The organism is Bradyrhizobium sp. SRL28, assembly GCF_018596315.1.
Classification (GTDB): Bacteria; Pseudomonadota; Alphaproteobacteria; order Rhizobiales; family Xanthobacteraceae; genus Bradyrhizobium.
Map to the genome: position 1 here is coordinate 28634 of NZ_JAHEAG010000023.1, position 13121 is coordinate 41754.

14 protein-coding genes are annotated in these 13121 nt (G+C 64.1%); 5 read left to right on the top strand and 9 right to left on the bottom strand.

The window, feature by feature from the left end; all coding sequences use genetic code 11:
* Positions 1 to 111: 111 nt before the first annotated feature.
* The 5 genes from KIP88_RS31250 (at position 112) to KIP88_RS31270 (ending at position 2693) form a co-directional block, all read left to right on the top strand.
* Positions 112 to 483 (top strand): AtpZ/AtpI family protein, encoded by a 372-nt coding sequence (locus tag KIP88_RS31250; protein WP_214492086.1) that lies wholly within the window; start codon positions 112 to 114, stop codon positions 481 to 483.
* A 69-nt stretch (positions 484 to 552) separates the two neighbouring features.
* On the top strand, positions 553 to 1308 hold the full coding sequence (locus tag KIP88_RS31255; protein ID WP_214492001.1) for a F0F1 ATP synthase subunit A: 756 nt from the start codon (positions 553 to 555) through the stop codon (positions 1306 to 1308).
* 56 nt (positions 1309 to 1364) lie between these two features.
* Positions 1365 to 1595, top strand: coding sequence for a F0F1 ATP synthase subunit C (locus KIP88_RS31260; protein WP_016847054.1), 231 nt, complete (start codon positions 1365 to 1367; stop codon positions 1593 to 1595).
* Positions 1596 to 1654: 59 nt separating this feature from the next.
* On the top strand, positions 1655 to 2203 hold the full coding sequence (locus KIP88_RS31265; RefSeq protein ID WP_214492002.1) for a F0F1 ATP synthase subunit B': 549 nt from the start codon (positions 1655 to 1657) through the stop codon (positions 2201 to 2203).
* A gap of 4 nt (positions 2204 to 2207) precedes the next feature.
* On the top strand, positions 2208 to 2693 hold the full coding sequence (locus KIP88_RS31270; protein ID WP_214492003.1) for an ATP F0F1 synthase subunit B: 486 nt from the start codon (positions 2208 to 2210) through the stop codon (positions 2691 to 2693).
* Between the two features lie 53 nt (positions 2694 to 2746).
* Here the strand turns inward: KIP88_RS31270 and KIP88_RS31275 are convergent, their stop codons facing one another.
* From KIP88_RS31275 to paoA, 9 genes are all read right to left on the bottom strand, one after another.
* The gene (locus KIP88_RS31275; protein ID WP_214492004.1) at positions 2747 to 3382 is read right to left on the bottom strand and encodes a hypothetical protein; all 636 of its coding nucleotides are present in this window, start codon (positions 3380 to 3382) and stop codon (positions 2747 to 2749) included.
* Positions 3383 to 3486: 104 nt separating this feature from the next.
* Positions 3487 to 4074: a GNAT family N-acetyltransferase gene (locus KIP88_RS31280; RefSeq protein WP_214492005.1), complete on the bottom strand. Its 588-nt coding sequence runs from the start codon at positions 4072 to 4074 to the stop codon at positions 3487 to 3489.
* 92 nt (positions 4075 to 4166) lie between these two features.
* Positions 4167 to 5456 (bottom strand): pitrilysin family protein, encoded by a 1290-nt coding sequence (locus KIP88_RS31285; protein WP_214492006.1) that lies wholly within the window; start codon positions 5454 to 5456, stop codon positions 4167 to 4169.
* Positions 5453 to 6871: a threonine synthase gene (gene thrC, locus KIP88_RS31290; RefSeq protein ID WP_214492007.1), complete on the bottom strand. Its 1419-nt coding sequence runs from the start codon at positions 6869 to 6871 to the stop codon at positions 5453 to 5455. Before thrC ends, KIP88_RS31285 begins: the two co-directional genes overlap by 4 nt.
* A gap of 272 nt (positions 6872 to 7143) precedes the next feature.
* Positions 7144 to 8415, bottom strand: coding sequence for a lipoprotein-releasing ABC transporter permease subunit (locus KIP88_RS31295; RefSeq protein WP_214492008.1), 1272 nt, complete (start codon positions 8413 to 8415; stop codon positions 7144 to 7146).
* A 221-nt stretch (positions 8416 to 8636) separates the two neighbouring features.
* Positions 8637 to 9032 carry a cupin domain-containing protein gene (locus tag KIP88_RS31300; protein ID WP_214492009.1) on the bottom strand — a complete coding sequence of 132 codons (396 nt, stop codon included), beginning with the start codon at positions 9030 to 9032 and terminating at the stop codon, positions 8637 to 8639.
* 161 nt (positions 9033 to 9193) lie between these two features.
* A complete protein-coding gene (gene paoC, locus KIP88_RS31305; RefSeq protein ID WP_214492010.1) occupies positions 9194 to 11398 on the bottom strand; it encodes an aldehyde oxidoreductase molybdenum-binding subunit PaoC in 2205 nt (734 codons plus the stop codon).
* Positions 11399 to 11401: 3 nt separating this feature from the next.
* Positions 11402 to 12352: a xanthine dehydrogenase family protein subunit M gene (locus tag KIP88_RS31310; RefSeq protein ID WP_214492011.1), complete on the bottom strand. Its 951-nt coding sequence runs from the start codon at positions 12350 to 12352 to the stop codon at positions 11402 to 11404.
* Entirely contained in the window at positions 12349 to 13005 is a 657-nt protein-coding gene (paoA, locus tag KIP88_RS31315) for an aldehyde dehydrogenase iron-sulfur subunit PaoA (RefSeq protein WP_214492012.1), read from the bottom strand. The genes KIP88_RS31310 and paoA overlap by 4 nt, the downstream gene beginning before the upstream one ends.
* Between the last annotated feature and the right edge of the window lie 116 nt (positions 13006 to 13121).

Sequence of the window (13121 nt, forward strand, 5' to 3'; positions counted from 1 at the left end):
GGTTACGGGCTAATCTTGACTTGAATAGACGCGGTAAGTATGGTCCGCGCGGCTTTCAAGGGTGACGGGCGTAATTTCCATCAACCGTTGGCATCGTTTAATGTCTTGGGCATGGCCGAAGACAAAAACGACAACGCAGGTGAAAATCGCGATCAGCCGTCTTCCGACGAAGCTGCGCTTTCCGCAAGGCTCGGAAGTCTGGATCACCGGTTGTCCGAAATTCGTGACAGCCGAAAAATCAGGACTGATCAACCCGGAACTGAAAGCGGAGACAGAGCTGCCAGAACTTCTGCCATGGCGCTTGGTTTCCGGCTTTCCTCGGAATTGGTCGCGGGCGTTGTCGTCGGAGCGGCGATTGGCTGGGGGTTCGACCGTTTATTGTCGACATCGCCGTTCGGTTTCATCGTGTTTCTTCTGCTCGGCTTCGTCGCCGGCGTGGTCAACGTGGTGAGATCCGCAGGCGCAGGTCCAGGCAGGCGCTGAGCGTCGACGGGAAGTCACGACATTTGAAATTCGATTGCCGGCCAGGCCGGTGGATAAAGAGCCGCGCGGATGAAAATCGACCCGATCCACCAGTTCAATATCGAGCCCCTCTTCACGATCGGCCATATCGGCAACCACACGATCGCCTTCACCAACTCGACGCTCTACATGTTCATCACGGTGGCGGTGATCTCGCTGCTTATGATCGGCGGCATGGCGAGAGGGCAGCTGATTCCCGGGCGACTGCAGTCGATCGCGGAAATCTCTTACGAGTTCGTCGCCTCAACGATCCGCTCTACCGCCGGCTCGGAAGGCATGAAGTTCTTCCCGCTGATCTTCTCGCTGTTCATGTTCATCTGCGTCTCGAACCTGATCGGCATCATTCCCTACACGTTTACGGTTTCGAGCCACATCATCGTCACCGTGGCGCTGGCGCTCCTGGTCTTCTTCACGGTCCTGATCTACGGGATCTACAAGAACGGCCTCAAGTTCTTCAAGATTTTCGTGCCGACCGGCGTGCCGATGTACATCCTGCCGCTGGTCATGTTCATCGAAATCCTGTCGTTCTTCCTGCGGCCGGTCTCGCACAGCGTGCGTCTGTTCGCCAACATGCTGGCCGGCCACATCGCGCTGAAGGTGTTCGCGGGCTTCGTCGCCATGCTCGGCGTCGGGCTCGGCGCGCTCGGCTGGGCCGGCGGCATGCTGCCGCTGGCGCTCACCGTGGCGCTGACCGCACTCGAACTGCTGGTCGCATTCCTGCAGGCCTACGTGTTCGCGATCCTGACCTGCATCTACCTCAACGACGCCATTCATCCGGGACACTAAGCGGTCCGGGGAATTTCCACCCACACTTTGTCTTACCCTCTCAAGGAGCTCTAGAAATGGAACCGGCAGCAGCTAAACTTATCGGCGCGGGCATCGCATGCATCGGCATGGGCGGCGCGGGCGTCGGCGTGGGCATCATCTTCGGCAACTACCTCGCCGCAGCGGTGCGCAATCCTTCCGCAGCTCAGGGCCAGTTCGGCAACCTGATCTTCGGCTTCGCCGTGACCGAAGCGCTGGGCATCTTCTCGCTGCTGATCGCGCTGCTGCTGCTGTTCGTTCCGCTCTGAGCTGCACCCACTCGCGCCGCCCGTTCCGGGCGGCGCGCTGACAGCAAGAGGAGAACCCCGTGGCTGAAAAAAGTCATGGTACCGGCGCCCACACGCAAGCAGATGGCGGCCATGGCGGAGGATTTCCTCCGTTCGAGTCGAGCACGTTTGCTTCGCAGCTGGTGTCGCTCGCCATCGCGTTCGTCGCGCTCTATGTGATCGTGTCGCGCATCGCGCTGCCGCGCGTCGAAAGCGTGATCGACGCACGTCAGAACGCGATCGAGGGCGATCTGGCGGCGGCGCAGAAGCTGAAGGACGAGTCCGACGCTGCGCTGAAGGCGTATGAGACGGAACTCGCTTCGGCGCGTTCCCGTGCGCAGGCCATCGGCAACGAGACCCGCGAGAAGCTGAATGCGGCCGCGGAAGCCGAGCGCAAGACGCTGGAAGACCAGCTGACCACCAGGCTTGCCGCCGCCGAGAAGCAGATCGCGGGAACGCGGACAACTGCGATGAGCAATGTCCGCGGCATCGCCGCGGATGCAGCCGGCGCAATCGTGCAACGCCTCACCGGCGTGCTGCCCGACGGCAAAACCGTCAGCAGCGCCGTCGATGCTACGTTGAAGGGATAGACGGATGTTTGCCCAACCGGAAACCTGGGTTGCGATCGCCTTCGTCATCCTCATGGTGCTGTTTGCCTATCTCGGCATCCACAAGACGGTGCTGACGGCACTCGATCATCGCGCCCAGCGCATCAAGGCCGAACTTGACGACGCCCGCCGTCTCAAGGAGGAGGCCGCCAAGCTGCTCGGCGAGTACCAGACCCGCCGCGCCAGCGCGGAGCGCGAGGCCGAGGAAATCATCGCCAACGCCAAGGCCGAAGCCGAGCGCATCGCGACCGAGGCCAAGGCCAAGATGGAAGACTTCGTCGCCCGCCGCACCAAGACCGCCGAGAGCAAGATCGCGCTCGCCGAAGCCCAGGCGCTGGCCGACGTCCGTGCCGCCGCCGCCAACGCCGCGGTCGAAGCCGCCTCGACCATCCTGTCGCAGTCGGTCAAGGGCTCGGTCGCCGACGACCTGCTTGCCAAGGGCATTGCCGAGGTTCGCGCCAAGCTGAACTGAGCGCTTTCAACTCACCAATCAAAAGCCGGCGCGAGACGATCGCGCCGGCTTTTTTATTGCTTCTTCTTTTTCGGAGCCGGGCGTTCGGGCTTCAGGGACTGCGGGTCGAAGCCGATATAGAAGATGTAGCTGTCGCCGACGGCGCCGGAAGGTGCCGGATAGGCGAGATCTTCGGCCACCAGCGTGAACGGCTCGCTGCCGCCTTCGGTCATGGTGACGGTGGTCTGGTAGGCCTTGGTGGCGATGGTCTTCTCAGACACGCCGCCCTGCACCACCGCGACGCGAATCGGAACCTGGACCGCCGACGGGGCGCCGGCGGGGCCGGCAATGACGCGGCCCTGAATGCCGATCCGCGCCGTGATCACGCCGCCATTGAGGCTGCATTCGCGGGCCATTTTGGAGATCGTCGCCTGAAAGCGCAGGTCGTTGCCGACCGGCTGCTTACCGGGCGCCGCCACAGCGTAGGTGGAGGCGCCGGCCCTGACTGTGACTGGTGGACAGGTCAGATCACCCGTGTCCTGGGGCACCGCCGGCGCATTGGTGGCCGGCTCCTCGTCCGACTTGCCGCCGAACAGGCTCTTGAAACGATCGCCCAGCGATTGCGCCGATGCCGGTGCCGCCATCAGGCAAGCCAGCCCGCCCGCGACCGCCGCAGCCGCCATCACCTTGGCCAAACGATTGTTACCCATGCGACGTCCCTGAAATCCCATCGTCCCGCATTGTTCCCCGGCGGCGTTATAGCAGCCCAATGGCGGCGAACCCAAGGCACCTAAAAGGCTTAGAAATCAACGGTTCAGCCGCGGAAATCCTCATGCAGCAGGCCGAACAGCAGATGGTCCTGCCAGACGCCGTTGATGCAGAGATAGCGCCGCGCCAGTCCCTCGCGGGTGAAGCCGCATTTCTCCAGCACCCGGATCGAGGGCGAATTGGAGGGAATGCAGGCGGCCTCGATGCGGTGCAGGTTGAGCTCGCCGAACAGCGTCGGCAGCAACACCCGGAGCGCCGCGGTCATGTAGCCGCGATGGGCATGGGGCGCGCCGACCCAGTAGCCGATGGTGCCGGCCTGCACGATGCCGCGGCGGACATTGGCGAGCGTGATGCCACCGATCATGGTGCCATCAGACTCGCGGAAGATGATGAACGGATAGGAGCGGTCGGCGGCGATATCCTCGGCGTAGCGGCGCAACCTTCGGCGAAAGCCCGCGCGGGTCAGATCGTCCGACGGCCAGATCGGCTCCCACGGCGTCAGGTAGGCGCGGCTTTGTTCGCGCAATTGCGCCCATTGCAGGAAATCCGCCATTTGCGGGGCGCGCAGCAGCAGTCCGTGGCCGCGCGGCACGAGCGCGGCCGGTCCACTGGTTGGCAAACGAAACAGGGCCATGCCCTTTACCCTCTAACTATCGGAGCATGATCCTTACGGAAAACCGGGGCCCACTTTGCGCTAACGCGGCCCTCCGGGTCCGGGATCATGCTCTAATGCAGCAGCGTCTTCGCCTTCGACCTCGTCAATCCTTCCGCAAAAGACACCGCCGTGTCCAGACCCCTGCCGCTGCCAAGCGCCACGACCGCCGGCCGGCTGCGGGTCAGCAGCGCGTGCGCGGCGTTGCGGGTCGATTCGACGCTGACCGCATCGATCCGTGCCACCAGCTCTTCCACGGTCTGCGGCCGGCCATAGGCCAGCACGTGCCGCGCCAGCTGTTCGGCCCGGGACGAGCAGCTTTCCAGCGCCATCAATAGCCCCGCCTTCATCTGCGCCTTGGCGCGGGCGATCTCGGCTTCGGTCAGCGTTTCGACGGCATCGTTGATGACGTCGACGATCACTTCCATCATTTCCGGCGCGTCGCCGGGATCGGTGCCGGTGTAGAGGCCGAAAAAGCCGGTGTCGGAATAAGGCGCGTGGAAGGTGTAGATCGAGTAACACAGGCCGCGCTTTTCGCGCACTTCCTGGAACAGCCGCGACGACATTCCGCCGCCGAGCGTGTTGGTGAAGACCTGCAGCGAGAACAGCGATAGATCCGTCTGCGGCACGCCTTCGAGCGCCAGCGTCAGATGCGCCTGTTCGAGGTCGCGGTGCACCACCCGCGAGCCGCCCTTGCCGAACATCGCCGGCGCCGGCTTCGGCGCGGGCGCGGCGTCGAAGCTGGCAAATTTTTGCGTCACTTCCTCCACCACGCGCTTGTGGTCGACCGCGCCTGCGGCCGCGACCACCATGTCGGGGCCGCGGTAGTGCGTCGAGAGATAGCCGCGCAGCATGTCGCGATCAAAATTCTTCAGCGTCTTCGCCGTGCCCAGGAGCGAACGGCCCATTGGCTGGTCCGGAAAACAGAGTTCATTGAGGTGCTCGAACACGACGTCGTCGGGCGTATCCTGCGCCGCGCCGATTTCCTGCACGATGACGCTCTTCTCGCGCTCGAGCTCGTCAGGCACGAAGGACGGATTGGCTAGGATGTCGGAGAGCACGTCGAGCGCGAGCGGCACGTCGGCCTTCATCACCCGCGCATAATAGGCCGTCGTCTCGGTGGAGGTTCCGGCATTGAGATCGCCGCCGACCGCCTCGATTTCCTCGACGATCTCGCGCGAGGAGCGCCGCGTCGTACCCTTGAAGGCCATGTGTTCCAGTAGATGCGAGATGCCGTGCTCGTTCGGCTTCTCGTCACGGCCGCCGACGCCGGCCCAGACGCCGAGCGCCGCGGTTTCCAGATGCGGCATGGTGTCGGTGACGACAGTCAGACCGGATGGCAGCTTGGTTACGTCAACGCTCATCCGGCTACTCCCTGCTTCGCGGCACGGCTCACCGAGCGCACGAAATGCTCCACGTCGGCTGAATCGTTTTTCATCACCGTGATGTGTTCGGATTTGGTCATGAGACCATCGAGCCACGCCGGCAATTGCGGCCGCATGCCGCAGGCGGCTTCCACCGCATCGGGGAATTTGGCCGGATGCGCGGTCGACAGCACGATGTTGGGGATCTTCGAATCCGAGGTGTCGCGATCGGCCACCGCCAGCGCCACCGCGGTATGGGGATCGACGAGGTCGCCGGCTTCGCGCCAGGCGGCGCGGATCGCGGCCGACGTCTCGGTCTCGTCGGCGCGGCCGGCATCGAACTCCTCGCGGATCGCGGCCAGCATGGCATCCGGCAGCACGAAACGTCCGGACTGTTTCAGCGAGCCCATCAGCCGGCGAACGCTGTCGGGGTCGCGGCGGCTCGCCTCGAACAGCAGCCGCTCGAAATTCGAGGAGATCTGGATGTCCATTGAGGGCGAAGCTGACGCGTGAACCTCGCGCACCTCATAGATGCCGGTCTTGAGCGTGCGCGGCAGGATGTCGTTGACGTTGGAGGCGATGCGCAGCCAGCGGACCGGGAGGCCCATCTTCTTGGCGACATAGCCTGCGAAGATATCGCCGAAATTGCCGGTCGGCACGGTAAAGTCCACCATGCGCGCGGGCGCGCCGAGCGCGACGGCGGAAGTAAAATAATACACCACCTGGGCTACGATCCGCGCCCAGTTGATCGAGTTGACGCCCGACAGCGAGACCGCGTCGCGAAAGCCGTGATGGTTGAACATCGCCTTCACGATCGCCTGGCAATCGTCGAACGTGCCTTCGATCGCGAGCGCATGCACATTGGCGGCACCCGTCGTTGTCATCATCCGCCGCTGCACGTCGGAGATCCGCCCGTTCGGGAACAGCACGACCAGGTCGACATTGTCGAGACCCGCAAACGCATCGACCGCGGCGCCGCCGGTATCGCCCGAGGTCGCGACCACGATGGTGGTGCGCTGGTTGCGCTTGGCCAGCACGTGATCCATCAGCCGCGAGATCAGCTGCATCGCGACGTCCTTGAACGCCAGCGTCGGGCCGTGGAACAGTTCCAGCACGAATTGATTGGGCCCGATTTGATTCAGCGGCACCACCGCAGGATGGCGGAACGTCGCGTAAGCTTCGTTCGCCATGCGCCCGAGATCGGCGTCGGAGATTTCACCTGCCGCGAACGGCTTGATCACGTCGACCGCGACTTCCCAATAGGGCCGGCCGAAAAATCCCGCGATGGTTTCACGAGAGAGCTGCGGCCAGACCTCGGGCACATAGAGGCCGCCGTCACGGGCAAGCCCGGTCAGCATCACATCGCAGAATCCCAGGACGGGGGCCTCCCCCCGCGTCGAAATGTAGCGCGTCAAACCACCCTCCAAAGGCGCAAGCCCTATGCCAAGCCTTTGATATTAATCATCTATTAGATTTCGCCAAGCGCGAAGCGAGGGGCACCATAAAGCGTTTTGCGGCGAAGGGGAAATGGCTCGACGACGAAAAAATCTCGGCCGGGTCGGAGTTTCGCCGGTCCGCAGGGTGGGCAAAGCGGAGCGTGCCCACCATCACGAGCGCAGCATGAATGGTGGGCACATCGCTGGCGCTCCTTTGCCCACCCTACGAGCGCAAAGCCCGCGCACATCCACTACCCATATCGAAATGCCTCGACCGGATCGAGCCGCGCCGCGCGCCATGATGGATAGAGCGTCGCGAGGAATGACAGCGTCAGCGCCATGATCACGACGGCGGCGGTCTCACCAAAATCGATCTCCGCCGGCAACTTCGACAGGAAGTAGAGTTTTGGCGGAAACAATTCGGTATTGGTGAGCCAGGAAAGAAACTGCCGGATCGATTCGATATTGAAGCAAACCAGCATGCCGACGAGAAGCCCGGTCAGCGTACCCAACACGCCGATCGCAGCACCCGCGATCAGGAACACCCGCATGATCGATCCTCGCGAGGCGCCAACGGTGCGCAGAATGGCGATATCGCTGCCCTTGTCCTTCACGAGCATGATCAGGCCCGAAACGATATTCAGCGCGGCGACCAGCACGATCAGGGTCAGGATCAGAAACATGACATTGCGTTCGACCTGAAGTGCGGCGAAAAAGGCCGAGGTACGCCGCCGCCAGTCGACAAGGAACACCGGCCGCCCGGCGGCGTCTGCCACCGGCCTCCGGAATTCGTCGACCCTGTCGGGGCTGGCTTCGATGAAAATTTCGATCGCGCTCACGTCATCGGCGCGCTTGAAATAGGCCTGCGCCTCGGCGAGCGGCAGAAAGACCATCACGGAATCATATTCAGACATGTCGAGGCTGAACACCGCCGCGACCTTGTAAGGCTTGATACGAGGCGCCGCCCCCTTCGACGTCACCGGTCCACCCGGCGCGACCAGCGTGATGTTGTCGCCGGCACGCAGCGACAATTGATCGGCAAGCCTGCGTCCGATGGCGACCCCTTGTCCCTGCGCAAATGCGTCCAGCGAGCCCTGCTGGATGTTGCTGGCAATCGAGGTGAGTTTGTTCATATCCTCGGTGCGAATGCCGCGAACGAGCACGCCTGAGGCATTGTGCGCCGATGATGCCAGCGCCGGACCGTCCACCACGGGAACGGCGAGCCGGATGCCTGGAACCTGACTGATGCGATCGCTGACGTCCTGCCAATCCGTCAGCGGCGATTCGAGTGGTTGCATCACAAGGTGACCGTTCAGGCCGACGATCTTGTCGATCAATTCCTTGCGAAAGCCGTTCATGACGGCCATCACGATAATCAGCGTCGCAACGCCGAGCATGATGCCGAGGAACGAGAAACCGGCGATGACGGAAATGAAGCCTTCCTTGCGGCGCGCCCGCAAGTAGCGTCCGGACACCAGCCATTCGAATGCTGAGAAAGGCAATGGGCGCGGAGGATTTTCCATGGCGCCACTTTAGCGCGTTTTCGGTGCGATTCGAGCACTTGCTTCAATGAACGATCTTCATCCACTGCCATATTCCCGCCATGCCGGATCGGACGCCGCGAACACGCGGGCGTGGAACGACGCCGGTGACAATAGAGTTGCGCTCGCCTCATACGCAATTCGGCATGCCATTGCATGTTAGCCAGTTCACAACCACGACCAGCAAGCCAAGGACAGGGCCATCAAGCCCGGTATTGTTCGTCGCTGACCTTCTCCATCCAGTCGACGGCCTTGCCGTCGAGCCGCTCCTGGATGGCGATGTGCGTCATGGCTGTCGTCGGCGTCGCGCCATGCCAGTGCTTTTCGCCCGGCGGAAACCAGACGACGTCGCCCGGGTGAATTTCCTCGACACGCCCGCCCCAGATCTGCACCCAGCCGCGACCGGATGTGACGATCAAGGTCTGGCCTAGCGGGTGGGTGTGCCATGCCGTCCGCGCGCCGGGCTCGAAGGTGACGCTGGCGCCGGCGACGCGCGCGGGATCGGGCGCCTGCATCAGCGGATCGACGCGCACGCTGCCCGTGAAGTATTCTGCCGGCCCCTTGCCTGAGGGGCTTGAACCGCTGCGCTTGATTTCCATCGTTCCGTTCCTTGTATTGGTATTGGCCGGAACAACCGGCGTGGCTCCTGCAGCACCGCGAGGCCGGTGGTGGCGAGCAGGCGTCTTCGCGTGATCATGAGCTTCCCCTCAAGGCGCCTGCGTCGAGCTTCGAGATTCGCGGCAGCGCGCGATTTAAGCGCTCAACCGACGTCCGGCATTTGCTCCAAAAGCTTGTCGAGCGTGATCGGATAATCGCGGACGCGCACGCCCGTCGCGTTGTAGACTGCGTTGGCAACCGCCGCCGCCACGCCGCAGATGCCGAGCTCGGCGACGCCCTTGGCCTTCATCGGCGACGACATCGGATCGGTCTCGTCGAGGAAGAACATTTCCTGATGCGGAATGTCGGCATGAACCGGCACTTCGTAAGCAGCGAGGTCGTGGTTGACGAAGAAGCCGGTGCGCTTGTCGACCACGAGTTCTTCCATCAGCGCAGCACCAACGCCCATAGTCATCGCGCCGATCACCTGGCTGCGGGCCGTCTTCGGATTCAGGATGCGGCCGGCGGCGCACACCGCGAGCATGCGCCGCACGCGGATCTCGGCGGTCGCGGCATCGACGCCGACTTCGACGAAGTGCGCGCCGAAGGTCGATTGCTGGTACTTCTTGGCGAGATCGCCGTACTCGATTTCGTCTTCGGCGCTGAGGCCGCCATCGGCCGCGGCCTGCGCCAGCGGCACACGGCGATTGCCCGAACGCACCTCGCCATCAGCGAACTCTGCCTCCGCGGAGTTGAAACCGAGCTTCTGCGCGACCGCCTCGCGCAGCTTGACGCAGGCAGCATAGACGCCCGCGGTCGAGTTGTTGCCGCCCCATTGCCCGCCGGAACCGGCCGACACCGGGAAGGCGGAGTCGCCGAGGCGCACCTTCACCTTTTCGAGCGGCACGCCCATCATCTCGGCCGCGGTCTGCGCGATGATGGTGTAGCTGCCGGTACCGATGTCGGTCATGTCGGTCTCGACGGTCACGATGCCGCCGTTGTCGAGTCGCACCCGCGCCGCCGACTTCGTCAGCAGATTGTTGCGGAACGCGGCGGCGGCGCCGATGCCGACCAGCCAGCGGCCGTCGCGAACCCTGCCCGGCTGCGGGTTGCGCTTGCTCCAGCCGAAACGCTCGGCGCCGGTGCGGAAGCACTCGGTGAGCTGACGCTGCGAGAAAGGACGCTCCGGCTTCTCCGGATCGACCTGGGTGTCGTTGAGGATGCGGAACTCGATCGGGTCCATGCCGAGCTTCTCGGCCATTTCGTCAACAGCGATTTCCAGCGCCATCATGCCTGTCGCCTCGCCCGGCGCCCGCATCGCGTTGCCTTCGGGCAGGTCCAGCGTCGCAAGCCGCGTGGCGGTCATGCGATGTGCGCCGGCATACAGCAGCCTCGTCTGGGCGACTGCCCCATCGGCCTTGCCGCCCGGCAGATCGCCCGACCAGCTTTCATGACCGATCGCCGTGATCTTGCCGTCCCGCGTCGCCCCGATGCGGATGCGCTGGATCGTTGCCGGGCGATGCGTGGTGTTGTTGAACATCAGGGGGCGCTGCAGCGCCACCTTTACCGGCCGTTTCGCCGCGCGCGCGCCGAGCGCGGCAAGCAGCGCGTCCGCGCGCGGGAACAGCTTGCCGCCAAAGCCGCCGCCGACGAACGGCGAGTCGAGGCGAACGTTCTCCGCCCGCATGCCCAAGATCTTGGCCATCTCGGCCTTGTTCCAGGCGATCATCTGGTTGGAGGTCCATAGCGTGAGCTTGTCGCCCTCCCATGCGGCAATCGTCGCGTGGGGCTCCATCATGGCGTGCGCTTCATCGGGCGTTGAGTAGCGCGCGTCTAGCCTGACCGGCGCGGCAGCGAAGTTGGCGGCGAAGTCGCCGACCGCGGTATCGGCGGGACCGGCGGTGATGGGATTTGGCTTTGCCTTGTCCAGCAACGAAGCGAGATCGAACGCGCCCTGCTCAGCGGCGTAGTCGACCCGGATGAGCTGTGCCGCGGCGCGCGCCTGCTCAAACGTTTCCGCGACGACGACGGCGATAGCCTGGTGATAATGCTGGATCTCGGGACCGCCGAGCAGTTTTGCGGTGTTGAGCCTGCCCTTGTCGAGCTTGCCGGCGTTATCGGCCGTGACGATGGCGAGCACGCCGGGCGCAGCCTTGGCAGCGCCGAGGTCGATGCTTTTGATCCGGCCCTTGGCGATCGCGGAGCCGACGACATAGCCATAGGCCTGGTTCGCCACGACATCGTGCCGCTCATAGGCATAGGGCGCCGTACCGGTGGTCTTGAGCGGACCATCGATCCGGCTGACGGATTGGCCGACGATCTTGAGCTGGTCGATCGGGTTGGTCGTGGCGGGGGATTCGAATTTCATGTGTCAGCCCTTCGCTTCGGTCAGCACCGCGCCGAGCGTGCGCTCGGCCAGCGACAGCTTGAATGCGTTCTCGCGTGTCGGCCTGGCGCCGGACAGCAGTTCCGCCATCACCGCCTTGGCGCCACGCGGCAATTGCGAATCGGCCGACTCGATGCGCCACGGCTTGTGGGCGACGCCGCCGAGCGCGACGCGCCCGGTGCCATCGCGCTGCACGATCGCCGCGACCGAGACCAGCGCGAAGGCGTAGGAAGCGCGATCGCGCACCTTGCGGTAGATATGCGTGCCGCCAACGGGTTTTGGCAGTGTCACCGCCGTGATCAACTCGCCTGGCGAAAGCGCCGTCTCGACATGTGGCGTGCTGCCCGGCAGATGGTGAAACTCGGCGATCGGGATCGCTCGTGTCGCGCCGTCCGGCCGCACGGTTTCCACCGTCGCATCGAGCGCGCGCATCCCCACCGCCATGTCGCTCGGATGGGTGGCGATGCAGGCTTCGCTTCCGCCCACCACGGCATGCTGGCGGCTGAATCCGCCGATCGCCGCACAGCCGCTGCCGGGCCGGCGTTTGTTGCAGGGTTGGTTGGTGTCATAGAAGTAAGGACAGCGCGTCCGCTGCAGCAGATTGCCCGCCGTCGTCGCCTTGTTGCGCAACTGGCCGGAGGCGCCCGCCAGCAGCGCGCGCGACAGCACGGCATAGTCGCGCCGCACGCGGCTATCGGCGGCAAGATCGGTGTTGCGCACCAGCGCGCCGATCCGCAATCCGCCCTCCGCCGTCGGCTCGATCTTGTCGAGCGCGAGGCCGTTGACGTCGATCAGATGGGCCGGCGTCTCGATCTCGAGCTTCATCAGGTCGAGCAGATTGGTGCCGCCGGCAATGAACTTGGCGTCCGGCTTGCGCAGGACGGAGGCGGCCGCCTCCGCGGGGTTGCGGGCGCGCTCGTAGGTGAATGACTTCATGCCTGTCTCCCGGCAACTTCTGTGATCGCCTCGGCGATGTTGGAATAGGCGCCGCACCGGCAGATGTTGCCGCTCATGCGTTCACGGAGCTCGGCATTGGTCAGTTGCGCCGGCGCGTTCAGGTCGGCGCTGACATGGCTCGGAATGCCGGCCTTGATCTCGTCCAGCACGGCAACCGCCGAGCAGATCTGCCCGGGCGTGCAATAGCCGCATTGATAGCCGTCATGTTTCACGAATGCGGCCTGCATCGGGTGCAGGTTTTCAGGCGTACCCAGCCCCTCGATCGTCTTGATCTCGTCGCCCTCATGCATGACCGCCAGGGTCAGGCAGGAATTGATCCGCCGCCCCCCAACGATAACCGTGCACGCGCCGCATTGGCCGTGATCGCAACCCTTTTTGGAGCCGGTGAGATGCAGATGCTCGCGCAGCGCATCGAGCAGCGTCGTCCGCGTGTCGAGCGCAATTTCGCGCGGCTTGCCATTCACGCTGAAGGAAACTTTCGACATTGAGATGGCGGGGGCGGCGCCGGCCTGCACAGGAACCGCCGGTGTTTGCGCATCGGCTATCCGGGGCGCTACACCGAAAGCCACCGATGCAGCGGTTCCCAGCAATATTTTCCGGCGCGATAGTTCGAAGTCGCTCGGACCTTGCATGTCGTGTTCCCTATCTTGCTGTCATTCGCTGATGTTCGGCGCAACCGGGTCGGCGTCCGCATCAAGCATCCTGTAACTGCGCTGCGTTTCGGCTGTTCCTCGCCGGCGTTCACGTT

Excerpts from the sequence above, each read along its gene's own strand:
- KIP88_RS31250 (WP_214492086.1), top strand. The coding sequence starts at position 112 with ATGGCCGAAGACAAAAACGACAACGCAGGTGAAAATCGCGATCAGCCG.
- KIP88_RS31255 (WP_214492001.1), top strand. The coding sequence starts at position 553 with ATGAAAATCGACCCGATCCACCAGTTCAATATCGAGCCCCTCTTCACG.
- KIP88_RS31260 (WP_016847054.1), top strand. The coding sequence starts at position 1,365 with ATGGAACCGGCAGCAGCTAAACTTATCGGCGCGGGCATCGCATGCATC.
- KIP88_RS31270 (WP_214492003.1), top strand. The coding sequence starts at position 2,208 with ATGTTTGCCCAACCGGAAACCTGGGTTGCGATCGCCTTCGTCATCCTC.
- KIP88_RS31275 (WP_214492004.1), bottom strand. The coding sequence starts at position 3,382 with ATGGGTAACAATCGTTTGGCCAAGGTGATGGCGGCTGCGGCGGTCGCG.
- KIP88_RS31280 (WP_214492005.1), bottom strand. The coding sequence starts at position 4,074 with ATGGCCCTGTTTCGTTTGCCAACCAGTGGACCGGCCGCGCTCGTGCCG.
- KIP88_RS31285 (WP_214492006.1), bottom strand. The coding sequence starts at position 5,456 with ATGAGCGTTGACGTAACCAAGCTGCCATCCGGTCTGACTGTCGTCACC.
- KIP88_RS31295 (WP_214492008.1), bottom strand. The coding sequence starts at position 8,415 with ATGGAAAATCCTCCGCGCCCATTGCCTTTCTCAGCATTCGAATGGCTG.
- KIP88_RS31300 (WP_214492009.1), bottom strand. The coding sequence starts at position 9,032 with ATGGAAATCAAGCGCAGCGGTTCAAGCCCCTCAGGCAAGGGGCCGGCA.
- paoC (WP_214492010.1), bottom strand. The coding sequence starts at position 11,398 with ATGAAATTCGAATCCCCCGCCACGACCAACCCGATCGACCAGCTCAAG.
- KIP88_RS31310 (WP_214492011.1), bottom strand. The coding sequence starts at position 12,352 with ATGAAGTCATTCACCTACGAGCGCGCCCGCAACCCCGCGGAGGCGGCC.
- paoA (WP_214492012.1), bottom strand. The coding sequence starts at position 13,005 with ATGCAAGGTCCGAGCGACTTCGAACTATCGCGCCGGAAAATATTGCTG.